The organism is Mucilaginibacter sp. UYP27 (assembly GCF_040547175.1).
GTDB lineage: Bacteria > Bacteroidota > Bacteroidia > Sphingobacteriales > Sphingobacteriaceae > Mucilaginibacter.
The window spans coordinates 798742-824511 of record NZ_JBEPPE010000001.1 but is presented as its reverse complement, the minus strand read 5'-3'; the positions used below and the strand labels follow the sequence as shown (position 1 = coordinate 824511).

The following is a 25770-nucleotide window of genomic DNA, read 5'->3' as shown; positions in this document are numbered from 1 at the left end:
TTATACTTTAGCTTTTTGTTCTTCGATAGCTTTCAGCAATTTTTCAAATGGCTTATTGAATTTCTCAATGCCTTCGTCTTCCAGGTCCTGGGTGATTTTATCAAGGTCGATACCGAAGGATTTTAATCGGCCTAAAGTTTCTGTAGCCTGGTCTAATCCTAATATCAATGTATCGGCTGCAATACCATGGTCGCGGAAGGCTTCGATAGTTTCTAACGGAACGGTATCAACAGTGTCCGGGCCAATAAGGGCTTCAACGTATTTGGTATCTTTAAACGCAGGGTTTTTACTGCCTGTACTTGCCCAAAGCAAACGTTGTGGTTTACCGCCTTTAGCTTCTAACGCTTTCCAACGATCTGTACTGAACACCCTTTTGTAAATTTCGTATGCTTTTTTAGCTGACGCGATGGCAACTTCGCCAACAAGGCCGTTTTCGCCTTTTTCCTGCAATAACGGGTCAACAACCACATCAATACGGCTTAAGAAAAAACTTGCTACTGATGATATGTGCTCGATGTTATGGCCTGCGGCTAAGTGGTCTTCTAAACCGGAGATGTAAGCTTCGGTAACTTCCTCGTAACGCTCTAAACCGAATAATAAAGTAACGTTAATGTTGATGCCTTTACCTATAGATTCGCGTATGGCTTTTAAACCAGGTTTAGTACCCGGGATCTTGATCATTACGTTTTTGCGGTCAACCTGTTTCCAAAGTAACTCGGCTTGTTTGGCAGTACCTTCGGCATCTAACGCCAAAAATGGCGACACCTCTAAACTTACATAACCATCTGCACCAACAACGCCTTCATTATATAAAGGGTCAAAAAGGTCGGCAGCTGCCTGGATATCTTTTATAGCTAATTTAAAAAACAACTCTTCTGTAGTTCCGCCATCTTTACCATATGTTGCAATATCAGCATCATAGTCAGAACTGCTTGAAATTGCTTTCTCAAAAATAGCTGGGTTTGAGGTTACGCCGCGTACCCCATCCTCATCAATTAATTTTTGCAAATTTCCGCTTTTAATTATCTCGCGGTCAATAAAATCAAGCCAGATGCTTTGGCCGAAATCATGTATTTGTTTTACGTTGTTTGCCATGATAAATGTATGTATGGTGGTTTTTAATTGTATTTTTATTTAATTAGTTTGCCGCACAAATTTGGCGTTTATAGTAACCGATAGTGTAATCTTAATCTCCTTATTAGGTTAGGCTTACGTCACAAATTATTAGTCGTTTTCTGCCGTTAACAGTTGCAGGTTATAGCCTATAAATAAGCCACTTTCTATTACTCCTGTTATTGCCTTTATATCCCGCTCCAAGCTGTCGTTTATCTCGTTGAAACTACAATCGAGGATCAGGTTATTATTCTCGGTAACTATGGGCCCGTCCTTGCCCTTTGCCGGTCGTAACACAATGCTGCTGGCGCCGATTTTTTTTATTTCGGCCTCTACGTGCAATAATGCCTGCGGATAAACCTCAACCGGAACCGGGAAGTTTGTCCCTAATTTTGACACCAGCTTGCTCTCGTCGACAATTATGTAATTCAGCCGACTGCTTCTGATCAATAACTTCTCTTTAAACATCGCCCCGCCGCGGCCTTTTATCAGCCAATTGTTCGGGTCAACCTCGTCAGCGCCGTCAAACAACCAATGGGGGGTATGCTCAAACAAAGTAGTAAGCGGGATACCCAGCTTGCTGCAAAACATCGTTATCTCTAACGATGTTGGGATAGCCAACACATTTAAGCCCTCGGTTTTTATCCTTTCGGATATAGCAAGCAAGGCCATATAAACAGTAGAACCCGAGCCCACGCCAAGTACATCACCATCCTTAACCATAGCAGCAACCTGCTGCGCTACCTTTTGCTTACCGGCAGGGTTGATGATCTGTGACGACCATTGGAGGTTACTGATTAAACTATCCATTTTGATTAGTATCAAGTAGTTAGTATCAAGTAGCAAGACAAAGAAAAATCTATGTACTTGCTACTTGATACTAATGTCTTACAAAAGCGCTTTCGCTCTTTTAACTACGTTTTCAATTGTAAAACCGAAGTGTTTGTAAAGGTCTTCTGCCGGGGCGCTTTCACCAAAGGTGGTCATACCCAGCATGTCGCCTTCGTCGGTGGTGTATTTACGCCATCCCATTGGGGATGCCATTTCTACTGCCAAACGTTTGCGGCTTGTTTTAGGGAATACTTTCTCTTTGTAAGCGGCGTCCTGTTTTTCAAACAACTCCCAAGATGGCATACTTACCACGCGGGTAGAGATACCGTCTTTCTCTAACTGGGCCTGTGCATCCATGATCAAAGCAACTTCAGAACCGGTTGCCATCAATATCAAATCAACATTTTTGCTGGCTTCTGATAAAATGTACGCGCCTTTTTCAAGGTCGGCAGCTTTACCATATTTGTCCTGGTCAAGGATAGGTAATCCCTGGCGGGTAAACACCAATACAGTTGGGCCACCTTTTTTCTCGATAGCTACTTTCCATGCAAAGGCGGTTTCGTTTGCATCCGCAGGGCGGATAACCGTAACGTTAGGGATTGCACGCAGTGATGACAAATGCTCTACCGGTTGGTGGGTAGTTCCGTCTTCACCTAAACCGATACTATCATGTGTATAAACGAAGATCGGGCTAATTTTCATGATGGCCGCCAAACGAATCGGCGGGCGCATATAATCTGCAAATTGCAGGAAGGTTGCGCCAAATGGTAACAAGCCTTTTGTTAAGGCCATACCATTTAATGCCGAACCCATGGCATGCTCGCGGATCCCAAAGTGGAAATTGCGGCCGCTCCTGTTCTCTGAGGTAAATGAATCAAAATCTTTTAAATTGGTTTCTGTAGATGGCGCAAGATCCGCAGCACCACCAATTAAGTTTGGCAAGCTTGCAGCAACCGCGTTCAACACTTTACCTGATGCCTGGCGGGTAGCCATTTTAGGATCGCTGCCTTTAAATACAGGCAATTTATCTGCCCAGCCTTTTGGCAATTCGCCTGCAAATGCAGCTTCGTATTCGGCAGCTAACTCAGGGAATTTCTCTTTGTATTTAACAAATAGTTCGTTCCATTTAGCTTCGACCTTTTCGCCGCGTGCGCCTTTTTCGTTGTAGTATTTTAATACTTCGGCAGGTACTTCGAATGATTTTTCAGGATCGAAACCAAAGTATTCTTTTACCAATTTGATTTCGTCTGGACCTAGCGGAGAACCGTGCGAACCAGCGGTACCCGATTTGTTAGGGCTACCGTAAGCGATAAGCGAACGAACGCGGATCAGCGATGGTTTTTGTGTTTCGGTTTTAGCGTTGATGATCGCTAACTCTAAGGCATGGGTATCGTTCACATCCGGCAGGTCCTGTACATGCCAGCCGTATGCGCGGAAACGTGCGCTCACATCTTCGTTAAAGGCAATATCTGTACTGCCTTCGATAGAGATGTGGTTATCATCGTATAAATAGATAAGGTTGCCCAACTGTAAGTGACCTGCTAATGAAGCCGCCTCAGAAGTTACACCTTCCATCATATCGCCATCGCTACAGATAGTGTAGATATTGTAGTTGAAAAGGTCGAAACCCGGTTTGTTGTAACGTGCCGCCAAGTGTTTTTGGGCGATGGCAAAACCAACAGCGTTTGCAAAACCCTGGCCTAAAGGGCCGGTGGTAACATCAACACCCGGCGCCAATCCGTATTCCGGGTGGCCCGCAGTTTTGCTGTTTAACTGGCGGAATTGCTTGATATCATCTAATGAAAGATCGTAACCGGTCAAATACAAAAAATTGTATTGTAATATACAAGCGTGGCCTGCCGAAAGTATGAACCTGTCGCGGTTTGCAAAATCAGGGTTTTTTGGGTTATAGTTTAAAAACTTGGTCCAAAGTACGTGGCCCATTGGCGCCAAAGCCATTGCTGTGCCCGGGTGGCCCGAGTTTGCTTTTTGTACTGCATCTGCCGAAAGGACCCTTACGGTGTCGATCGCTAATTGTTCAAGTTCTTTGTTTTCTTTTTCCATTGCTATACTTAATTATTATTTTGTTGGGGTTGCCATTGCTGTGTGTGTAACCGGATGTTTATCTTCCTGCCACAATTTAGCCCCGCCTTTAATGCCATCGGCATTGGTTACTATTTTCATGTTTTTATCCAGCTTAAAGTCAAGCAGATCTGAGTTACCGCCGCCTATATATAAATAGTCGTAATTGAATACGGTTTTTAAAATATCAAAAACTTTTTTGATACGTCGGTTCCATCTCTTTTCGCCTATCTCGTCAAGTGCTTTATCGCCAATATATTCGTCATAATCGCGGCCTTTTGATACGGGGTGATGAGATACTTCCAGGTGTGGTAATAAGTGGCCGTCCATTAACAGCGCCGTACCAAAACCGGTGCCCAGCGTAATTACCATCTCTAAACCTTTGCCGCTCACAACGCCGAGGCCCTGCATGTCGGCATCATTCACTACCTTGGTTTCCTTACCAAGGTCGGCTTCTAATTTTTTGCTGAAGTCAACGTCTTTCCAGTAATCGTTACCCAGGTTTGGCGCTGTTTTAACAATGCTGTTACGGACATAACCGGGGAAGCCTACCGAAATTTTATCATAAGCCGGGAACCCTTTAACCAAGGTATTAATAGCCTTAACCACATTATCCGGATTGGCCGGTTTTGGGGTGGCTGTTTTTTTGTAATCCATGGTAAGGTCACCTTTGCTGTTCAGAATTGTAGCCTTGATACTTGAGCCACCGATATCAATGGAAAGGATCTTTAACGTAGAAGGAGTAGTTTTCATAGAACCGGTGATAATGTGTTGAACAAGTATTCAGGTATCGCGCTGTAAATATCACATTTTAAATAATAAATAGATACTATTCAGCTATAATATTAAACGCCAAATAAACTGTATACGAATAATATATATGTAATGCCTGTGTTACTTTTGTCACAAACACCTTGTAGTACCAACTCATTTAAAGCTGTAGGGTTTTTACAGACGCAGTTTTATGACATTTAGGCAACGGAATTACTTCGTCATATCCTTCACCATATATTCCAATGCTGCTTTGTCGGCTAAGGATTTCGCGACAGGTGCCTCACCTAAATACATGGTTTTTGTTGCTGTACTATTATACGCAGGCCATAAGGGCAAATGATAACCATTGGGGTTACCCGTTTTAACAAAATTTACCCAGTATTGCGATACGGTGTTTGCCAGCTCATGATCCACCGGTTCAAAGGGGCGGTTCAGGAATTTGAGATTGTTGAATACGTAGGCTACTTCGCCGGTATGAAACGCGCCGTACTTTTTAAAATCTTCGGTAGCGGGCAGGCGGCGGGTAAAGCGGTACAGGTAAACCTTTGCTTTGCCTTTGGCGCTTTGCACCTTAGCCCAGGTATAGTTTTGCGTACCGAACGTTTGGTCGCGCGAGATAGCGATCTGCGATTCCTTGGCCTCTTCATCAGTCTTGGCGGGATATAGTTTTAGAAATGCAGCGGCCTTGGCCCCGTATTTTTTTTGCGCATCAGCGCGATAATCTATGCCGTTTCTTAGCTTACCTATAAACGCGTCGTCGGCATTCCAGCCTGTTAATACGGGCACCTGGTTCTGTTTATTTGCAGCAAATGTTGCAGCGATACTTTGCGGTAAAACGTAGCCATCAACTATCGGGCGACCGCCAAATTGCTTTAACAGATCATCAGCAGGAAGTTTACGCAGGTCTGCTAAAGACCTTGCACCAAGTTTATCGGCAGTTTTTACGCCCATCTCTTCTGCTTGTTTTAAGGTTGTACCACCAAACGGACCGGCAAGAAAAGCGGCCCCGCTCTCGGCAATGACTTTATTGAAAAGGCTTTTAGCCAATGGCGATGCAACCAGGCTGTTCACAGCCATTGAACCCGCCGATTGCCCTGCTACGGTTACATTATTAGGGTCGCCGCCAAATGCAGCGATATTTTGTTTAACCCATTTTAAAGCTGCCACCATATCCATCAGCCCATAGTTGCCTGATGCATGGTTAGGCGATTCTTTGGTCAATTCGGGGTGGGCCAGGAAACCCAGGATGCCTACCCGGTAGGGGACGCTTACCAGGATAATGTCTTTTTTTGCCAGTGCTTCGCCATCGTAAATAGGCACATTGGTGCCGCCGCTTACAAAGCCACCGCCGTAGATCCACACCATAACCGCGCGTTTTTCGGTAGTGGCTTTAGCGCACGTCCAAACATTTAGGTAAAGGCAATCTTCGCTTAGGGGTTCGTCTTTGATCAGGAACTCGCGGGTGTAAACGCCAAACTCATTCGGCTTGCCCTGTATAGGGCTTTTGGCAAAATCGGTACATTCTTTTACGCCGGCCCATGGTATTACAGGTTGGGGCGCTTTCCAACGCAAATCGCCAACGGGAGGCGCGGCAAAAGGTATACCTTTGAAAATATTGACGCTTTTATCCTCGCTAACCGTCCCCGATATTAAGCCCGCGTTTGTTTTAACAGTTTTAAATGTGGTTTGTGCAAAAGCGGATGATGCCGCGATCAGCAATAAGGATAAGGTGAGGGTGTGTTTCATATTTATGGTATATTAAGGGGTGGCAACATTTAAAAGTTGCCACCCCTTGTAATGAAATTTACAGTTTTACGGTAGGTTTACTGTATTTGGTTGTGCGGGCATCTTTAATAACGCCTTTCCAGTTTAGGCCGTAGGCAAAATCATATACATGGCCTTCCGAATCTGTGTAGCATTTCATATCGTGCGGTACATCTTCATATTGGGCTTCTACAACTTTCATATCCAAAGGCATCTGCAATGGCAATAAAGCCGATGGTTCTGCCTTACCTGTTAGGATATCCAAACTCGCCTGGCCCTGTACACCAAAATCAGCGATAATGGCATTGGCGTTTTTTTCAAACTCGCCAAAAACCATTGGGTTGTTCATGTTTACCGATACAATAACCGGTTTGCCCTTCATTTTGGCGTAAGTATCGTTCACCATCGCCAGATCTGTAGTGTTGGTTGATGTTTCTGATTTGCCTTTGTAGCTGCGGTTGGTGAATTTCTCAAGCGGGTCACCACCAGCCAGGCTGATTTCGCGGGCAGTTTCGGCGGTGTATTTGCCGTATTGTAAAGATACCGGCAGGTAACCATTACCGCCTGCTTTGGCATCAGCCTCATCATACCCACCACGGCCAATCGGGCTGGCAATAAATACCAGGGCGTAGTCGGCCTCATCAGCATTCTCGGTCACTTTAAAATATTTTTTAACGATCTCCATATTCACCGGGTACTCCAGCTTTTCCGGATAAGGCATCCCCATGAAGTTTTTACCTGCTGGGATGAACTTTTTAGGCACATAAACCGTCTTACCTGTTTGCAAAGGCAGCACGTTGGCTTTATTCTTCAGCATCACTATCGATTTCAATTGCGCATCGTAACCCGCCTTCATAAATTCGGCATTACCAACGGTTTTCTTGGTCACCGCTACATCGAGGTATGGGTTCTCAAACAAACCAGTGCGGAAACTCCCCCTTAACAAACGCACCGCAGATTGCTCAAACCTGGCGCGCATAAACGCTTCGCCGTGCTCTTTTATGCCCATTTGGTAGGCTTCTAATACGGGCGCGGCATCATTGTTACCGCCAAATTGGTCAACACCGGCCATCAATATTTTGTAGTGGCGTTGGGCAATGGTAGCTTTCTCCATCCCCCATGATTTACCGGATAGGAAACTGTTGATCACTGTTTCGTCGCCGGTTACCAGCCAATCGGTACAAACTACACCATCATAATGGTATTTGTTACGCAGCAGGTCGGTAATAATATATTTGTTATAGTTGTTAGCCACATTTTCGTGGTTCTTGGTATCCTGGTTAAAGCTGATGGTATAGTAGGGCATCACAGCAGCAGCCATACCTGTTTTACCATTAAGCTTAAACGCGCCTTGTGTAAAAGGTATCAAAGCTTCGTTAAAATTTTTGCCGGGGTAAACGGCGTATTTGCCAAAGCCGTAATGCGCATCACGGCCGCCTTCGCCCGCACCACCACCCGGCCAGTGTTTTACCATGGCATTAACACTATTGTAGCCCCAGCCATTGTTTAGTTCTTTAACCCCTGTTGATGTTTGGAAACCATCTATATAAGCCCTTGCCATATCTGCCGATAGCTGCGGATCTTCGCCAAAGGTGCCGCTTACACGGTTCCATCGTGGGTCTGTAGAGATATCAACCTGTGGGGATAATGCCGTGGCTATACCTAATGCCCTATACTCTTGCGCGGCTATATTACCAAATTTTTGCGTTTCGGCAGGGTCAAATGTAGCAGCCATGCCCAATGAGCCAGGCCACATGGAAATAGTACCGCCGGCACCGGCGTTAAATTCGGCAGTGGCAACGGTGCCGTGGCGTGGGTCTGAACTGTTATTGGCCGGGATGCCTAAGCCTGTTCCCTCGGCAAATGCCTGCACATTGTTATTCCACTTTGCGGCAACTTCCGGGCTTTGTACCGATGTTACCAGCACGTGGCGCACATTATCTTTTGAAAGGAATTGTTTTTGCTGGTCTGAAAGGTCATACGGGTTAGCACCACTTTCTGAAAAAGGTTTACCACCATAAGTGCCGGCAAACGGCCCAACCGGGATAGACGGGATCATTTGGTGCCGGCTGTATAGCATCAAACCTGCAATTTGCTCTACGCTAAGTTTAGAGGCGAGGTCTTTAGCGCGTACATCGACGGGCAAACGCCAGTCTTCATACTTATCAAGCTTACCGTTCTTGTTAAGATCTTTAAAGGCCAGGCCGTCAACCGTAATTATTTTAACACCCGATGCGGTTGAATAACCCAGGCTACGGCCACCTTTATTGGTTATAAAAGCAACATCGCCATTTTTGGTTTCGGTCCATTTTGTTTGCGCCGACGCAAGTGCAGGGAGCAACGCAAGCAGCATTAGATAATTTTTTTTCATAAACTATTTCTATTAAATACAGGTAGATTTAGCTTTTAGGCTATTTAATAATTGGTTTTCAACACAATGCATTGCTATTGTGTCATTGGTACACAATTGTAGATAATATTATTTTAAATAACAAGCATTTAAGTAATTAGGCATTTATTAATTTTACCATCCTACCATCTACCCCAACATCTATGCTATCAGATAAATTAAAAGAGGAAACCAAGACAAATCACCAGATATTAGAAAAGGCACTTGTAGGTAACCTAAAGGCCATCAGATCAGCGCAGGAGTACATTAATCTGTTAAAATTATTTTACGGTTACTTTGGCGGATTAGAAGTAAAAATTGAGCGGTCGATAAACAAAACCCTTTTGCCGGATAATGATGACCGCCGTAAAACGCAAGCCATTGCCAACGATATTACCAACCTGGATGGTGAAGTGCCTGCCAAAGCAAATGGCGACTCCCTGCCGCGCATTACCAACCATTTAGAAGCGCTTGGTGCATTATATGTGATAGAAGGATCGACCCTGGGAGGTAAGATCATCAGCAAGATGATGCAGCAGCAATTGGGATTGGGCAATAAAGGGATGTCGTTTTTTACCGGTTATGGCGATAATACTGTAGCCATGTGGGACGCTTTTAAAGATGCGCTTAACCAACAGGCTGAAAACCCCGAGCAGGAAGCCGTTATTATTGCCGCCGCCAATCAAACGTTCTTAAAGTTTGGCGAGTGGTTTGAAAAAAATAAAGCTTAATTGCTGGGCGGGTTATTCACCCCCCCCCGATACAATATCAAAATTGCTTATTTCTTAAACGAGATATTAAACGTTGAACCCAGACCAAGTTCGCTATCCACCCAGATCTTGCCGCGGTGCTTCTCTACAATGCGCTTTACAATAGCAAGGCCCACGCCAGATCCTTCAATGTCTCCTACATTGTCGAGCCTGTTAAACAGCTCGAATATTTTTGTAAGGTGTTTAATATCGATGCCAAGGCCATTATCCGTAATGGTATAAGTCACTTCATTCTCGTTCTCGGTACCCAGTATGCTTACTTTTGGCGGGTTTGATTTGCTTGAATATTTGATGGCGTTACTGATAACGTTTGCAAACACCTGCGATATCATTACCCGGTCGCCCTGTATTTTGGGGGTGTTGCCAATGTGCACACAATCGTCATCAACACCATGCACAAGCAGCAGATCGCGCACGGTATCGTGAATCATCTGCGTAGGGTCTATCTCTGTAAAAACCACATCAGAGCGGTTTATGCGCGAGTAATCGAGTACCTCGTTGATCATGGTATTCATCTTATCGGCACCGTTATTTATGCGCTCTAAAATTTTTACAGATTGCGGCTTCATATCCTTATCCCGCAGTAGGATCTGGGCGAAGCTTTTTATGGTTGACAGCGGATTTTTAAGATCGTGCGATATCGTGAAACTAAAGGTGTCAAGTTCTTCATAAGCCAGTTTTAGCTTTTCATTCAACAGGCGAATGGCACCGGCCTTTTGGTTAATGGCGTAAGTTATCTCGCTGCGTAAACGCACTACCGATTTAACCTCCTCGTTACTCCATTTTTGTGAAATACCCGTTACCGTTTGCGACCACTCGTCGAAAGAATTACGTGGCGATATATGCGCAAGTCCGTTGTTTATATCAATGATAACAGGTTTCTCGGGGTTGCCCGCCCAATTAATTTTTTGTAATTGTTCTGCCTTAAACCATATTACGTACTCGCCCATCTCCCGGGACAGGACGGTTACCATTATTCCGGATGCCACATCGCGATAGGTAGCTGCTTCAGGGAACTCGGCGGGTAGTTTATCGGTATAGTAAAATGTCTCGGCAACGTTGTTTTTTATCCAGTGAACCAGGTTGGTTATTTGTGGCAGTTCGGGAGTTTTGCCGAGGCGGGTGATGTTATTTTCAAATAGCAGTACGGCACCTGTCGCATCAACCGCGTTAAGGACAGTAACGGCATGGCCGGTTAGGGCGTAGTCGATATTATTGTCTTTCAGCATCAGCCTGCTCAACTGGTCAACCGCGCTCTTGTAGCGTTCCTGTAGCTGCTGGTTTTCTTCATCCTGCCTAAACTCAAGTGCCGACGATAGTATTTGCCCAATCAGTTTAGCCGACTCCCTCGAACGGTAGTCTATAAATCTTGGCGAGTAGTTATGGCAGGCTATCAACCCCCAAAGCTCGCCTTTGTAGATCAGCGAGATACTAAAACTGGAGTACACCCCCATATTTTTGAGGTATTGGATGTGGATAGGAGATACGGCCCGCAAGTGCGAATTGGTCATATCAAGCGGCACCGAATTATGCGCCGCGGTTAATATAGCGGATGGTTCGGTGTTAACATCAGCAATAAGGCGTGTTAAGTTTACTTTATAAAGTTCGCGTGCTTGTTTTGGTATGTCTGATGCGGGGTAATGCAGGCCCAGCCACGATGGAAGTTCCGCGTTTTTTGCTTCAGCAATAACTTCGCCATGCCCGTCTTCGGCAAAGCGGTAAACCATCACCCTATCGTATCCTATTACGCTTTTTACCTGTATAGCGCTGTTGTTTAAAAGGTTTTGCAGGTTTTTATCTGCCAGCATTTCTGATATGGATCGGCCTATTAGTTTGTGTACTTCGGTAGTGCTGTCAGATCGTGCCGGCTCAAACTCCAGCAAGTAATAATCTGCCGATGTAGATATAATTAAATGGAATGGTTTACCATGAATATCGGTGTTAAACGGATTGGTTTGCTCAAACCCATTCACTTTACCAAATGTTATAAGGCGGTTTATAAAATCAGGCGGTTCGTTTTTCCCAACCAAATGCTCTATCGCGCTAATATGTTTGCCTAACAAACCCTTCGGGATGTGTTGAAGGTATTCGGCGGCGTTCTCGCTCTCAAAGCAGATGTATCCGTCGCGATCAATAACCAATAAAAAACCGTGAGATTGTATTTTTCCGGGAATGTGGATAGGTTCTCTATCGCAGTTTGTAAGATCGATGTTCACAGTCAAGCAGTATAGTGTAGGGCAATATTTTAAACAAATATGAAAAAATATTTGATATTTCCTCCTTTTCAAATTTATAGCGAATGCTTTTCAAGCGCGATGTCGGGATCTACCCTTCAAATGGTCGCGTTGACACCCTGAAGGTATTGTAAAACCGACTTACATTTGCTTATATTTATTAACCAAATAAAACTAAATATCATGACTAAGGAACTATGGATGAACCTGCCGGTTAAAAACATTGACCGCTCAATAGAATTTTTCAAAGCGATTGGTTTCGATATTAAAGATGGGCCGGGTAGCACGGCTACATCTGTTGCGCTATCAATAAGCGAAAAAAACATCATTGTGATGCTTTTCCAGGAAGATGTATTTAAGAATATAACCCAAAACGGCTTGGTTGATACTTCAAAAGCTACAGAGGTAATGTTCAGCTTTGGTGCCGAAAGCCGCGAAGAAGTGGACGAAGTAGCTAAAAAAGTTACCGCTGCCGGTGGTAATGTATTTGCCCCGCCAGCAGAGAATCAAGGCTGGATGTACGGCTGTGCATTTGCCGACCCTGACGGCCACCGCTGGAACGCCCTTTTTATGGATATGAGCAAAATGCCTAAATAAAAAAATTAGTATTAACCTAATCCTATGGGCATGTAAGTCCCTTTAGATGAACCACTGCCGATTGATCTGGTTACCTGCATTGTGCATTACCGCATAAAGGAAGACGAAGAAATTGCTTTGGCGCGAAAAGAAAACATAGCGAATAGTTGACTGCATATTTATTCTAAAAAAGTCACAAAAAATCAAAGCAAGTATGCTTTGATTTTTTTATTTTCATAGCCTTATGCAAAAGGGACTTATCCGCTTTATCACCTTATTTATTGTATTGTTTGCCGGCGCTTCACATGCTGCTACGCCGCGATTATATATCTCGCCAAAACCGGGATGGCTAAACACATATAAAGCTTATGATAAAAAGGTGGCATCAAGGGATATTACCAACGGATATTTTTACCAGGTTTTTGAGGAGCAGATAAACGTTGAAAAACAGGCCGATTATACGCATATCGTTAAAGAAATAGTTTCGGAAGCGGGCATCCAAAATGGTTCGTCCATCACCATCGGGTTCGACCCGACGTTTGAACGGCTTGATGTGCATGATGTTACCGTTTGGCGTAATAACAAACCCATAAGCCGTTTATCTGCCAAAGCATTTAAAATTATAGCCGACGAAAAAGAACTGTCGCGATTTATTTATCAGGGCAGTTACTCGGCATATTGCATTTTAGATGACATCCGCAAAGGTGATAAAATTGAATATTCTTATACCATTACAGGCCGCAACCCCATCTTTAATAATAAATTTTTCAGGGACTTGTATTTCCAGTCCACAACACCGTTTGCGCAGGTTTATAAATCGATATTGGTATCTCCAGCGCACAAGCTCTATTTCAAATATTTTAACAAAGCGCCGCAGGCGGCAATATCTGCCAAAAATGGCCTTACCAACTATGAGTGGACCAGCTACCAGGTATTACCGGCGCCTTATTTTGATAACCAACCCGGTTGGTACAACAATTACGCGTACATACAGGTAAGCGATTACAACAGTTGGAAAGAAGTTACCGATTGGGCATTAAAAGTTAACCCGGTATTACCAATTGTTAGTGGCAAGCTTGCCACCAAGGTTACCGAACTTAAAGCTGCCACTAAAGGGGATAAGGAGAAGTATTTTAGGGCCGCTGTTAAACTGGTGCAAGACGAGGTGCGTTATATGGGTATTGAGTTGGGCGAATATTCGCACCGCGCAAACTCTCCTGAAAGGGTATTTAACCAACGCTACGGAGATTGTAAGGATAAATCATTGTTACTGGCTTCGATTTTACGAGAAGGGGGCATTGATGCCGAAATGGTACTGGTAAATTCGGGGATCAATGGCGAAATAGACAAGTTTATCCCATCGCCCAATGCGTTTAACCATGCTGTTGTTGCTGCTATGGTAAACAATAAACAAGTGTGGGCTGATGCCACCATGTCATACCAGCGCGGCACAGGTACAAATCTATATTTCCCTAATTACGGCAAAGGCCTGATACTAAAACCCGGCAACGATAAATTGACGAATATCGCGCCGGCAAAGGCCGGTAAGATCCAGATCAGGGAGCGTTATACGATAAATGACGAAACCGCCATGGTGCCTTTAGTGGTTACCAGTGTTTACACCTTAAACGAGGCGGATAAAATAAGGGACAGGCTGGCGTCATCCAGCATGAGCGAAACCGAAAAAGCTTATCTGGCTTATTATACAAAAATACATCCCAAAATTGAGCAGAGCGATTCCCTTACGGTTATTGATGATGAAGAAAACAACAAAGTTACCACCATTGAGCATTACCGCATAACCGGGCTATTGAAAAAAAGCAAAGAAGAAGGGAAGTTTACCGCCGGCTTTTTTGCAAACACTATAAACGAACAGCTACCCGCTATACCTAACAAGGCAGAAAGCCCCGTAGCTTTATCTTTCCCGTTTAATCTTGATTACACCATGCAGGTTGTAATGCCCAATGGATGGAACATAGAGAATGAACATAACGAAGTAAAACGTGATGCTTACCACTTTGAGTCACAATCATCAACAGACAATGATACCCTGTCGTTAAATTACACCCTCTCTTTTCTTAAGGATTTTATACCCGTAAATAAGCTGGATGAAACCCGCGACGACGTTAAAAAAATAGCTGATGATGAACTGTCCTACAGTTTCACTTACACGCCGGATGTTACCAAGGTTCCGTTCCGTTTAAATTACTGGATGCTTATTGCAGTAGTATTATTTGCATCAGGGCTGGTTTTTCTGGGCAGGCGAATTTACAGTACCAAAACCAATTGTACAGCAAACCTGCACTGGCGCTATCAGCCACAAATTGGCGGCTGGCTTATCTTGGTTGCTATAGGGCTTTGCCTCACGCCCATTTTAATACTTGGCGGCATGGTCACTAATGATTTTTTTGGCCTAAACAGGTGGGGTATAACACTACCCGGCATGCCAAAATATTGGTATAATGCAGCTTTAACCTTCGAGGTTTTAGGAAATGTATTTTCGATATGCTATGCAAGTTTTTGTTTCTTCTTGCTAATAAAGCGTCGTGATATATTCCCCAAACTGGTAATTGGCTTATATGCCTATTTTGTAGTTTTTCAATTTGTAGACTATATTCTGTTGCAGAACACAGGTGTTGATGTAAGAGCCGAAGATGGTAAAGACCTTATGCGCGCCATGGTTGCCGCCGCCATTTGGATCCCCTATTTTATAAAAAGCACGCGGGTACAAAAAACTTTTATTGTGCCTTACCCGGTAAATAAGTATGTGTTTGATACCAACGTAACTGCGCTACCCGAAACAGAACAGATAGAAGAAGAGACGAAGGACGAATAAGTTATCGCGGCAGCGTTTTAAAGTCGATTAAAGGCGGATCATATGCGTTTTTTGGTGAAAATTTTTGATTTAAGGGTGCCAGGTCGTCAAAAAATCCACCGTTACGCAGGTATAGTTTGCCATCCTTTACGCCACCCGAGTAATCTTTACGATAATTTTTGCGGGCGGTTTCATCGCCGGTATATGTTACGCCATTTATAGAATGGAAGCGCCCTTGCGCATCGCCAAGCCATTGATTGGTAAAATATGCCATGCGGGCCTTATCGCCATTACCGGGTTCAAAGTTTTCTACAAAGGAGTACAGATCATTCAAGTAATGTTTAGTTTTGGGGCGAAGGAAGCTTGCGATAAGCAGCCATTTTTCGCTGCCCTTTTCTTTGAACCAAGCAGTGTAGTTAGTTGTATTTTCAGTCGAATTAGGCTCGGCCTCTAATAAAAATGCATAAGTTTTACCTGCTTGCCATGGGTATTGCAGATAGCTTTGGCCGCCCGAGCCTTCGTCGCCAAACTCACCACCATGTACTGCCGGGCCTTTGCTTAACAGTTTTATTCGCAGGCTGTCGGGGATACCTTTTGGGTCATCGGTAGTAAATGGGCTCCATACAGAAAACAGCACGCGGCGCTCAGTTGGGGTGTTTACCTGCATGCCAAAATATCCGCCGCTAAATCCATCTGCCATAAAGTAGGAGCCAATTACATCCATTTTTTGCGGAACGGTTATCTCGTTATAAAACCACTTAACATCGTTTTTAATACTATCGGGTATTGCATACCGCAAATGCACCGATGGCCCGCGCCGCCCGAAATGGAATGATGAACCGGGTTTTACATAGGTAAGTTTATTATCTGCGTTTACGCTGTCTACGATCAAATCGGTAACGTCAGCATAAATGCTACCAGTTTTACTTATCCCCTTTAGGTCAACCTTGATGTAGCCTGATTTTAGGATAGATAGGTTGCCTACACTCACCGTATCATAGGCAGTATTATTAAACTTTTTGGTGAAAACAGTTTTGCCAAAAAAAACATTTATCACGCTATTGCCATTAGGCACACGCAGGCGTAAGGCCAATTTAATAGTTTGTGGATTGGAAACCCTAAAATAAATACTTGTGATATCTTTTGGGCTTTTCCAATTGGTCAAACCGTCATCTGCAATGGTGGCGCCACCTTTAGCCCAGGCATTGCCACCAAGTGGAATGATGGCTTTTATTGATTGCGCATCAACAATAATATTATTGAAAAATAGAATAGAAGCAAGTAGCAGTAAGTTTTTCATTTGCCTTTGAATTGAAAACGCTAAGATAAAACATAACTTATACCCATTTTATCACCAGTGTTTCATCGGCTTCTATACTGATGTGGTTGCCGCCTATTTTACCGCCGCTGTTGGCAAAAATCACCATCGGTTGGCGCTGGGTTTGGGTAATTAGCTTAAACTCGCGGCGGGCATCAGCTTTATTAACGATGATGGTTACAAGGTGCCCGTGGTTCTTTAGTACTTTCATTAATACACCTTTCTGCGGCTCTTCAAAAACAAAGGGCAGGTTTAAGGTGCTATGATCTGCTATTTTCGCCAGGAACATGTTCAGGTGATTATAATCGCCCAGGATGCGGCTACCTAATCCTACAAGCGATGGCAGCCAATAAACTATTCCTTTTCCAAAGGTGTTTTGTGTGGCAATAACGTTATCGCCGTGGTAAGCAAGCGCGGTTGCTGTTGTAGCTTTTAACTCGCCGCGCCATTGGTAGGCGGACAGCGCTATGCCATCTGCAATTAATTCTTCTATTTTATCGATAGCTTTATATTCTAACACATCACCCCCAAACAAGTTGCGTAAAGGTAAACCAAGGCGCGTAGTGGCAACAGCATTTTCGTCGTAATAGCCTGTTAAACCGTCGGCAATTAGTTTGCCGCCCTTCTGTACAAAAGCTTCCAGTAATTGCCAGTATTTAGAGGGAATTGAAATTTGATGCGCTAAAATAATAACTGACCCGGTGTAGTTATCTTGATTAAAATCATATTCGCCTATTTCTTTAAAATTAGCTTGCACACCGGCCTCGCTTAAGGCCTCGTAATAAGCGATTGCCGATTTCATAACTCCACCCTCGTTGCGCCCCTCAAAGCTTTTGCCGCCCATTTGTAGCTTCTTTTCTACCCAAAGTGATTCGCGGGTATAAAGAATTTTGATGCCGGATGCTACTTCTTTTGCATCCTCAAAAAATGCGATGTGATCGTTCAGGGTGCTTATAACCCCGGTGGTAGCCTGCAACCTGTCTGATGGTTCATTATGATAATTCAGCATGCCCCACTCGCCGGCTTCTATACCGGATGAGCGTGGGTTAAGGCACCAGAATATGGCGCCCTTGCTTTCGCTGCCAATAGCTATCCAAAGCCACTGCGCTATTTCTTCTTTGGTAGGGCAAAGCGGCAAAAAGCCACTGTAAGTATTGTTGCCGCCCTGCAACTCGGTCATAAACCAGGGGATTTCGCCTGCTCCCGAGCGAATGATCTCGCAGTTGGCCGCAACCGCTAATGCGTATTGGTGACGGCTAAAATAACCAAAGTGCCAGCTTGCATGTGCCGAGCCGCCAAGGCTGGTTAAAAAGCTGCGCCAGGCAGTAAAATCATATTCGGCCACGTGGGTGAATATGGCGTGGTTGTTTACATGGATAATACTATCCGGATCGTGTTTATGGATCTCATTGATAAGCCATTGCAGGAACCAGGTGTTATAGTAAAGGTGGAAACGCTCGTCTGCAAAATCAAAGTGGTCATATCCGCCGCTGTTATAATCAAAGGCGGCCTGTGCTGCTTTCCATTCTCTAAATTTATCGGTAGCAAATTGCTCTTGTGGGAAATGCCCAACGCCGGGCTCGTTTACCGGCACCCAGCCATAGCAAGATTCGAACTGTTTAAAATGCCCAACCACGTTTTCTACATATCGCGCGATAGCACTCAGATGATCTTCATCCTTGGGGAATTTTAACCCTCCCAGATCTGTAAAGGCAGTAGCTGGGAACAGGTTTCCATAAACTTTAATGCCATACTTATCAGCAGCTTTGTAGGCCTCGTCAAACAAAGTAAAATCCCATTTGCCATCGGCAAAATGCATATAAGTCTCAAACAGGCGGATACGCGTAACCGCCATACCTGCTTCCCGGAGCCGTTTAAACCAAAGGTCAATTTCTTTGGGCGTTTGCCCGGGCTCGATAAAAACCTCGGCACCTATCATGATTGGGGTAGCCTGCTGTTTGGAAGTGTACTGCATAAATAAATATAGGGCATAATTCGCCCCCGGAAACGAATAACTTTTTAAAGCAGGAATGGTTTTAAAACGCGGTTTATGTAGACTGGATGTAGCTATGCAGCTGCTCTATGGTTTCCTTTTGCGAGTGGATGGTTTCGTAAACCAAGTCATTAATAGATACGATGCCACAAAGGTTTTGCTCTTTATCAAAAACCGGCAGGTAACGAATGTTCCGCTCGCTCATGATCAGCATGCAGCTATCCACGGTAGATTCGGGCGTAATATGCGGGAGGCCATTGCTCATAATCTCGCCAACAGTGGTATCGTCAGAGTGTTTACCCATCAATATGATCTTACGGGCGTAATCGCGTTCGGTTACCAGGCCAAGGTATTGGTCATCTTCGGTCACTACTACCGAGCCTATATTTTTTTCGGCCATCAGCTTAAGTACATCTAAAACGGTGGTTTTGGCAGGTACAGCAATAACATTGCTCCCTTTACGGGCAAGGATGTGTTTTACGCTTTTCATATAAATTCAGGTTATTGGAGACCTCAATTTACTAATAACTAATAGAAAAACAACAAGTTATATTAAAATAATAATTTTTCAGGTTCAACTTATGGCGATAACCTTATCTGTAAGCACGCCAAAAACTTTATCATCTTTTCGGCTCAGGATAGCCACTTTGCCGGTAAATTTACCAAAAGAGGGTAGTATAGCCTGGTATTTCCCAAAAGCAAAGCATGGCAACGTTACCTTTTGCCTGCCCTTGCCAACTAAGCTTACGCCGGGATGGATGTGCCCGCATAAAACGTAGCCATCCTCATCTTTCGTCTCCGGGTCGGGCAGTGGGTGATGCAACATCAGGAACGGCCCCATCACCAGTTTTATATGAAGTACAATGCCCAGGTCGTTATAATGTTTATCGCTGATAATATCGTGATTGCCTTTTATCAGGATGATCTCCAGCTTTGAAAACTGACTGCGCCAAAGCACAAACCAATCCCAGTCGTTATTCATATCGCTATGGAAAAGGTCACCCAGGAAAATCAGCTTTGCGGGTTTATGCTCGTATATCAGGTCGGATAGCATGGCAAGGTCATCCTGCTCCATATTTCGGGGGATAGCGATTCCTGCCTTACGGAAATGCCCCACCTTACCAAAATGCACATCAGTTACTATCAGTGCATTTTCTTGCGTCCAGTAAATTGCCTTTTGTGGTAACAGTAAAAGATCCTGGTCTAAAAAACAGAAAGGTGTACCCGCACTCATCGTCATATCGGGGGCAAAGATAAAGGTTTTAAAGCCTCTCCCCAACCTCTCGAGGGAGAGGGAGCTTAAAATACCGGCTTAAGGGTTGAGGTTTCCAAATTTAATATATCTTGCCTCATGGAAATTAAACAAGCCCAGCAGCTGGTTGACGACTGGATAAAAACAACCGGCGTACGTTATTTTAACGAACTTACCAACACCGCCATGCTCATGGAAGAGGTTGGCGAGGTTGCACGCATCATGGCCAGGCAGTACGGCGAGCAATCGTTTAAACCATCAGATAAGAAGGTTAACCTTGCGGATGAAATGGCCGATGTGCTATTTGTACTGATCTGCCTGGCTAACCAAACCGGCGTCGATCTAACCGCCGCACTGGAGAAAAACATGCAAAAGAAAAGCATCCGCGATGCTGACAGGCATAAGAATAATGAGAAGTTAAAATAGCTTTTTTCATTATATAATTCTATAAATGAAAGTAAAACAGAATATAATTCTGTTTTACTTTAAAAATCAAAATATAATAATGTATATTTGGCTAAACCAATTAATCTACATTGTTATGAAAAAGTATTTTTTTATCCTAATCGCCGTAATTGTAGCCTTTACAGCTTGTAACCACAAATCAAACAACGCAGAGCAAGCTGTTTCCATATCCGAGGTTCGTCTTCAACCACCTGTTGTAAAGCCTGACGAAGAGTCCAAAGAAAAAAGCATGGCTTTTGAGGCGCCGATAGTCGTTGACGAACCTCTTGGCAATGCTGATGTAAACCAAGTTGCCAGGGCTAAACCCATCAATGTTGCGAAAAAGATCGTCAAAGAGGGTGAGATGCGATTTGAGACGAACGATGTTGCCCAAACCCGCAAGCAAATCATCAGCTCACTGAAGCAACTTGGTGGATATGCTGAGGATGACAGCGAAACAACTGATGGCGGGATAGGGAGCAAGGAATATACGTTGCTAATTCGCCTGCCCGCAAAAAGCTTTGATGCTTTTTTAGGGACGGTATCTTCAACCGCTACTAAGATCGATAGCCGCAACATCCGTATAAAGGACGTTACCACGCAATTCATAGATACTAAAACCCGGTTGGATAACAAGTTACAATTAGAGAAACGTTATCTGAACTTGCTAAACCGAGCGGGTAAAATGCGCGACCTGTTGGACATTGAGGAAAAGCTGACCGAGATCCGCAGTGACATTGAGGCCACCCAAGGCCAGTTGAATTATATGAGCAAACAGGTTGAATATAGCTCGTTAACAATTACATTTTATACCAAACAGCCCGAGCAGGTTGCCGCAGGTAATGGCTTTGGTTATAAGCTTAAAAGCGCATTAATAAGTGGATGGGAATCTTTACAAAGCCTGTTTTTGGGTTTATTATCAGGTTGGTATCTACTGCTGATAATAGCCGTGCTGATTATATGGATAAAAAAATGGAGAGGAAAAAGAAGACTTGCTAAGCAAGCCTAACCAACTTCTCGCCTTCTAAAACAGGGATGGCGGTTGTAAGGTCAACCTGCAGGCAAAAGTCAATATCTTTTTCGATGCCTAATTTTTTGAGTCGTTCGCCGTGCGATGTTTTGCTTAGGTATTGGCCGATGTTGGCTTTGCCTATCTGGAAAAGGTCATTAGCTGCAATTGCCGGGTCATCAAGCATAAAGCCGTTGCCTTTTAACTGCTCGATAACTGCACCTGCAAAAAGAGTATCTTCCAGATTAAAATTGTTTTTCCACCCGGCACAAACCAATAGGATATTTTCCTGCTGTGTTTTTAACCAGTTACAAAGGGCAGTTAAGTTTAAAAAGGAACCTATTACTATTTTTTTTGCGCTGCGCGATAAATGCAGGGCGTGTGTACCGTTGGTGGTAGTAAGTACAACTGTTTTGCCGGCTACCTTTTCGGCAGTGTAAGAAAAGGGCGAATTGCCAAAATCAAAACCATCTACCACTTTACCATCGCGCTCGGCGGCGATGAGGTAGTTTAACCCTTTCTCCCGGTAAGCGGCGCATTCTTCCACTTCAGATACGGGGATAATAGCATCCGCACCGTTTTCTATCCCGTAACAGATAGACGACGTTGCCCTGAAAATATCTATAACTACCACAATATAATCCGAAACGTTATACAGCGGAATTAAGGCAGGAGAAAGGCAAACGTCTAAAGCTTTCGCAGTCATTGGGTAATTGTAATAAAGGGCGAAGCCCCTCTATTTATAAAACGGTGGCTTTACAACCTGGGCTTTTACTTTATTATCGCGGATAAGGATGTAAATCTCGGTTCCTTCTTTGGCAAATTCGTTTTTAACGTAACCCAGGCCAATTGCTTTTTGTAATGATGGCGATTGGGTACCCGACGTTACTTTACCAATAACATTTCCGTCGGCATCAACTATCTGGTAATCGTGGCGTGGGATGCCGCGGTCTACCATTTCAAACCCGATAAGTTTGCGCGCTACACCAGCGGTTTTTTGTTCTTGTAACGCTTCAGAATTGGTGAATGCTTTGCTGAATTTGGTAACCCAGCCAAGGCCTGCTTCTAAAGGTGAAGTGGTATCGTCAATATCGTTACCATAAAGGCAAAAGCCCATCTCTAAACGCAGGGTATCACGCGCTGCCAAACCAATTGGTTTGATACCGAACGGCTCACCGGCCTTAAACACCTCGCTCCAGATAAATTCGGCGTGCTCGTTATCAAAATAGATCTCGAAACCACCTGCGCCGGTATAACCCGTGGCAGAAACCACCACATTATCAATACCCGCAAATTTACCTTTGGTAAAGGTATAGTACTCCATCGAAGCCAGATCGATGTCTGTTAAGCTTTGCAAAGCGTCTGCAGCTTTAGGGCCTTGTACCGCAAGTAAAGATGTACGGTCTGATATATCCTTCATCTCCACACCTTCGGTGTTAAATTTGCTGATCCAGTTCCAATCTTTCTCGATGTTTGAAGCGTTTACAACCAGCATGTACGTTTTCTCGTCCATACGGTAAACCAACAAGTCGTCTACAATGCCGCCGTCTTCGTTTGGCAGGCAAGAGTACTGCACCTTGCTATCATATAATTTCGATGCATCGTTGCTGGTAACACGCTGGATGAGGTCAAGTGCTTTTTCGCCTTTCAAAATAAACTCGCCCATGTGGCTCACATCAAATACACCTACGCTCTTGCGCACGGTATCGTGTTCGGCGTTTATGCCAACGTATTGTACGGGCATATTGTAGCCCGCAAAAGGCACCATTTTAGCACCCAGATTGGTATGTATTTGTGTTAACGCTGTATTTTTCATGGTGAAAATTATATCACGGCAAAAATAGCAAAATAGCTGTAGTACGCGGGTAGTTTATATAATTGATTGATAAAAATCGGCAAGCTGTTGTGTAATGGTATTCACATCGTGCTGCTGCTCTATAAGGCGGCGCGCGTTGCGGCCAATTTCGCGGCAGTAATGTTCGTCGGTAATGCATCTTTTCATGGCGCGATGGAAATCGTCGGTATTGTTGGCGATAATAATATTTTTACCGTTCTGGATATTGATCCCTTCAGCACCAAGGGTGGTAGAGATGATGCATTTTTCCATTGCCATACCCTCCACAATTTTTACCCGCATGCCGCCACCGGATAGCAGCGGAACGATCATGATAGATTTGCTGTTCACAAATTTAAGTGCATTATCAACCTCGCCATGTATGAACACCTTCCCCAGCACTTCATAATCATCAAACCGCTCGGGGATGTTATGGCCTGCTACATAAAACTTGGCTTTCAGGTCGCCGTCGATTAGGTCTTTATGGAAATTATCTATAAACCACTCTATGCCCTCGCGGTTGGGCAGCCAATCCAGCGAGCCCAGGAAAAACAGGCTTGGGAAATCTTCTTTGCTGTGGTCGGGTTTATATAGCGAAAGGTCTATCCCGATAGGCAAAACCGTTAACGGTATTTTAGTACCGAATGACAGCATGGATGTTTTATCCTGATCGGTAAATACTACTATGCCGTCAAACTTATTTAGCAACTCCAACTCGTAGTTTTTGATTCGGCGGGCAAGTAGCTGCAGATACCAGCGTTTAAACGGGTCACTTTTTTGCTGGGCCAGCTTTTGCCAAACCTGGTGCTCGATGTTATGCGCCCTGAAAATTATTTTTGCCTTTGAGTTTTTGCGAATCACATCCAGGTAGGGCGCCACAAATATCCCCTCTAACTGGACAATGTCGTACTTGTTGTCTGTTAAATTCCTAAACAGCAGCTTCTCGAAGCCGGCATTATAATACTTATCAATATTGTAAGAGTTATTAGTAAACAGGTTGCTCACCGCCTCTATCATGGTTACGCGGGTGTCGATATCGTACTCGGTATAGTTAATCTTTTCAAGTAGCTCATCGCGCTCACGGGGGGCGCTGTTCTTTTTTACGTTGAGGGATATCAGGGTAACGTCGTGCCCAAGCGCTACCAAACCTTTTATGGTATTGCCTACCACAATAGGGTAACCACCATTCTGCGGAAACGGCGTGCGGTGGGTTAGTATTAATATCCTCAAAACAAAGGTCAGTTGGTTGCTGTAAAGGTATTAAACCCTTTAGGCTTTAACAATTATCTCGTCAAAAATAGGGATACCCGGCTGGGTTACTTTAAATGTTTTACGGTGATATGGCGTATGCCCGTGTTGGAGCACCATTTTACGGTGACTGATGGTTGGGTAGCCTTTATTGCTATGCCATTCATATTCCGGGTGTTCCAGGGCTATCTGCTTCATGTAATCGTCCCGGTAAGTTTTGGCGAGGATAGATGCTGCCGCGATGCTGAAATATTTGGCATCGCCCTCCACAATACAGTGGTGTGGGGTATCTCGGTATTTATTGAAACGGTTACCATCTATAATTAAAAACTGTGGGATGCAAAGTAACTTATCAATAGCGCGGTGCATGGCCAGGAATGACGCGTTGAGGATGTTGATCTCGTCTATTTCGATATTATCGCACCAGGCAACGGCATGGGCAATGGCTTTTTCCTCTATCTCTATACGGAGCTGGTAGCGGGTTTCTTCGGTTAATTGCTTAGAATCGTTTAGCAGGTGGTGGTCAAAATCACGGGGGAGAATTACTGCGGCCGCAAATACAGGCCCCGCAAGGCAACCACGACCGGCTTCGTCACATCCGGCTTCAACAAACTCGTGCTGGTACCTTGCTAATAAAACCCGTTCGCTCTTTTTCACCCTGTGCAAATATCTTAAAATAATTGGCCCGCGCCCAATTGCTGTTGAAAAATAACCGCTAAAATCAAAAGGGGCAAACTAACAACTAATACAAATGTTAAAACAGCGTAATGAAGAAATTAGTATTCGTCATTTTTATTTTTTGCGGGATAAGCTGCTTTGCTCAAAAGCACGTGCACCTGCCGCATGGAATGGTATTTGGCACCAAGCCCAACCACATAGCGCCTGTGCCCGCTAATAACATAGAAGCATTTATGGGTAAAAAGATAAGGCAAACCACCGCGCTTACCGGGACACTCATACGGGTTACCAAAGAAAAAGGCGGCTGGTTTGAAATGGATGCGGGCGGGGGTAAGATTATAGCTGCGCATTTTAAAGACTATGACATTACCCTGCCAACCCAATTAAAAGGCCGGGGCGTAATTATACAGGGAGTAGCCCAGCGCATTTTAACGGCCGATGATATGCAGCACTTTGCCGGCGATACGGTAATAGGCAGTAAACAGCACCGGGAAAAGGTTAACCCAAAAACAAGGATCACTTTCGAAGTTTCGGGGTTAATGGTAGACAGGTAGGGAAGCTTGTCCCCGCGTATCATTAAGAGATACGATAAAACAAAAATAGCGATAGGCCTAAACCCATCGCTATTCACAAGCTTTTCGCTTTA

At 44.2% G+C, this 25770-nt stretch carries 21 protein-coding genes; 6 read left to right on the top strand and 15 right to left on the bottom strand.

Translation table 11 applies throughout. The features are described 5' to 3' along the window. From tal to ABIB39_RS03630, 6 genes are all read right to left on the bottom strand, one after another. A complete protein-coding gene (tal, locus tag ABIB39_RS03655; RefSeq protein WP_354427396.1) occupies nucleotides 1-1095 on the bottom strand; it encodes a transaldolase in 1095 nt (364 codons plus the stop codon). 129 nt (nucleotides 1096-1224) lie between these two features. Continuing rightward, nucleotides 1225-1923, bottom strand: a complete 699-nt coding sequence (gene rpiA / locus ABIB39_RS03650; RefSeq protein ID WP_354427395.1) for a ribose 5-phosphate isomerase A — start codon at nucleotides 1921-1923, stop codon at nucleotides 1225-1227. 78 nt (nucleotides 1924-2001) lie between these two features. Further along, on the bottom strand, nucleotides 2002-4008 hold the full coding sequence (gene tkt / locus ABIB39_RS03645; RefSeq protein ID WP_354427394.1) for a transketolase: 2007 nt from the start codon (nucleotides 4006-4008) through the stop codon (nucleotides 2002-2004). A 15-nt stretch (nucleotides 4009-4023) separates the two neighbouring features. After that, complete coding sequence (locus ABIB39_RS03640; protein WP_354427392.1) at nucleotides 4024-4779, bottom strand: ROK family protein; 756 nt, start codon at nucleotides 4777-4779, stop codon at nucleotides 4024-4026. 231 nt (nucleotides 4780-5010) lie between these two features. Further along, nucleotides 5011-6546 (bottom strand): carboxylesterase/lipase family protein, encoded by a 1536-nt coding sequence (locus tag ABIB39_RS03635; RefSeq protein ID WP_354427391.1) that lies wholly within the window; start codon nucleotides 6544-6546, stop codon nucleotides 5011-5013. 58 nt (nucleotides 6547-6604) lie between these two features. Next, a complete protein-coding gene (locus ABIB39_RS03630; protein ID WP_354427390.1) occupies nucleotides 6605-8935 on the bottom strand; it encodes a glycoside hydrolase family 3 protein in 2331 nt (776 codons plus the stop codon). A gap of 182 nt (nucleotides 8936-9117) precedes the next feature. On the opposite strand from ABIB39_RS03630, the gene ABIB39_RS03625 reads away from it, so the two are divergent. Further along, complete coding sequence (locus ABIB39_RS03625; protein WP_354427388.1) at nucleotides 9118-9684, top strand: biliverdin-producing heme oxygenase; 567 nt, start codon at nucleotides 9118-9120, stop codon at nucleotides 9682-9684. A 47-nt stretch (nucleotides 9685-9731) separates the two neighbouring features. On the opposite strand, the gene ABIB39_RS03620 is transcribed toward ABIB39_RS03625, so the two are convergent. Next, on the bottom strand, nucleotides 9732-11939 hold the full coding sequence (locus tag ABIB39_RS03620; RefSeq protein WP_354427386.1) for an ATP-binding protein: 2208 nt from the start codon (nucleotides 11937-11939) through the stop codon (nucleotides 9732-9734). Nucleotides 11940-12140: 201 nt separating this feature from the next. Here ABIB39_RS03620 and ABIB39_RS03615 point away from each other — a divergent pair, with 201 nt between their 5' ends. Then, nucleotides 12141-12554 carry a VOC family protein gene (locus ABIB39_RS03615; protein ID WP_354427384.1) on the top strand — a complete coding sequence of 138 codons (414 nt, stop codon included), beginning with the start codon at nucleotides 12141-12143 and terminating at the stop codon, nucleotides 12552-12554. A 223-nt stretch (nucleotides 12555-12777) separates the two neighbouring features. Beyond that, on the top strand, nucleotides 12778-15369 hold the full coding sequence (locus tag ABIB39_RS03610; RefSeq protein ID WP_354427382.1) for a DUF3857 domain-containing protein: 2592 nt from the start codon (nucleotides 12778-12780) through the stop codon (nucleotides 15367-15369). 1 nt (nucleotide 15370) lies between these two features. On the opposite strand, the gene ABIB39_RS03605 is transcribed toward ABIB39_RS03610, so the two are convergent. From ABIB39_RS03605 to pdeM, 4 genes are all read right to left on the bottom strand, one after another. Beyond that, nucleotides 15371-16648 carry a DUF3472 domain-containing protein gene (locus tag ABIB39_RS03605; protein ID WP_354427380.1) on the bottom strand — a complete coding sequence of 426 codons (1278 nt, stop codon included), beginning with the start codon at nucleotides 16646-16648 and terminating at the stop codon, nucleotides 15371-15373. Nucleotides 16649-16685: 37 nt separating this feature from the next. Then, nucleotides 16686-18641, bottom strand: coding sequence for a beta-galactosidase trimerization domain-containing protein (locus ABIB39_RS03600; RefSeq protein WP_354427378.1), 1956 nt, complete (start codon nucleotides 18639-18641; stop codon nucleotides 16686-16688). A gap of 73 nt (nucleotides 18642-18714) precedes the next feature. Further along, nucleotides 18715-19149, bottom strand: coding sequence for a CBS domain-containing protein (locus ABIB39_RS03595; protein ID WP_354427374.1), 435 nt, complete (start codon nucleotides 19147-19149; stop codon nucleotides 18715-18717). Nucleotides 19150-19233: 84 nt separating this feature from the next. Further along, nucleotides 19234-19899, bottom strand: coding sequence for a ligase-associated DNA damage response endonuclease PdeM (gene pdeM, locus ABIB39_RS03590; RefSeq protein WP_354427372.1), 666 nt, complete (start codon nucleotides 19897-19899; stop codon nucleotides 19234-19236). A 111-nt stretch (nucleotides 19900-20010) separates the two neighbouring features. Here pdeM and ABIB39_RS03585 point away from each other — a divergent pair, with 111 nt between their 5' ends. Continuing rightward, entirely contained in the window at nucleotides 20011-20337 is a 327-nt protein-coding gene (locus tag ABIB39_RS03585) for a nucleotide pyrophosphohydrolase (protein WP_354427370.1), read from the top strand. Nucleotides 20338-20452: 115 nt separating this feature from the next. Then, nucleotides 20453-21364: a DUF4349 domain-containing protein gene (locus ABIB39_RS03580; protein ID WP_354427368.1), complete on the top strand. Its 912-nt coding sequence runs from the start codon at nucleotides 20453-20455 to the stop codon at nucleotides 21362-21364. Here the strand turns inward: ABIB39_RS03580 and ABIB39_RS03575 are convergent. From ABIB39_RS03575 to rnhB, 4 genes are read right to left on the bottom strand one after another with little or no spacing between them, the layout of a single operon-like run. Beyond that, a complete protein-coding gene (locus tag ABIB39_RS03575) occupies nucleotides 21351-22070 on the bottom strand; it encodes a 2-phosphosulfolactate phosphatase (protein WP_354427366.1) in 720 nt (239 codons plus the stop codon). The genes ABIB39_RS03580 and ABIB39_RS03575 overlap by 14 nt on opposite strands. Nucleotides 22071-22100: 30 nt before the next feature. After that, nucleotides 22101-23180 carry a glycine cleavage system aminomethyltransferase GcvT gene (gene gcvT / locus ABIB39_RS03570; RefSeq protein ID WP_354427364.1) on the bottom strand — a complete coding sequence of 360 codons (1080 nt, stop codon included), beginning with the start codon at nucleotides 23178-23180 and terminating at the stop codon, nucleotides 22101-22103. A gap of 54 nt (nucleotides 23181-23234) precedes the next feature. Next, the gene (locus ABIB39_RS03565) at nucleotides 23235-24428 is read right to left on the bottom strand and encodes a glycosyltransferase family 4 protein (protein WP_354427363.1); all 1194 of its coding nucleotides are present in this window, start codon (nucleotides 24426-24428) and stop codon (nucleotides 23235-23237) included. Nucleotides 24429-24467: 39 nt separating this feature from the next. After that, the gene (gene rnhB / locus ABIB39_RS03560; protein WP_354427362.1) at nucleotides 24468-25103 is read right to left on the bottom strand and encodes a ribonuclease HII; all 636 of its coding nucleotides are present in this window, start codon (nucleotides 25101-25103) and stop codon (nucleotides 24468-24470) included. Between the two features lie 110 nt (nucleotides 25104-25213). On the opposite strand from rnhB, the gene ABIB39_RS03555 reads away from it, so the two are divergent. Beyond that, entirely contained in the window at nucleotides 25214-25678 is a 465-nt protein-coding gene (locus ABIB39_RS03555; RefSeq protein WP_354427360.1) for a DUF4920 domain-containing protein, read from the top strand. Nucleotides 25679-25770: the final 92 nt, after the last annotated feature.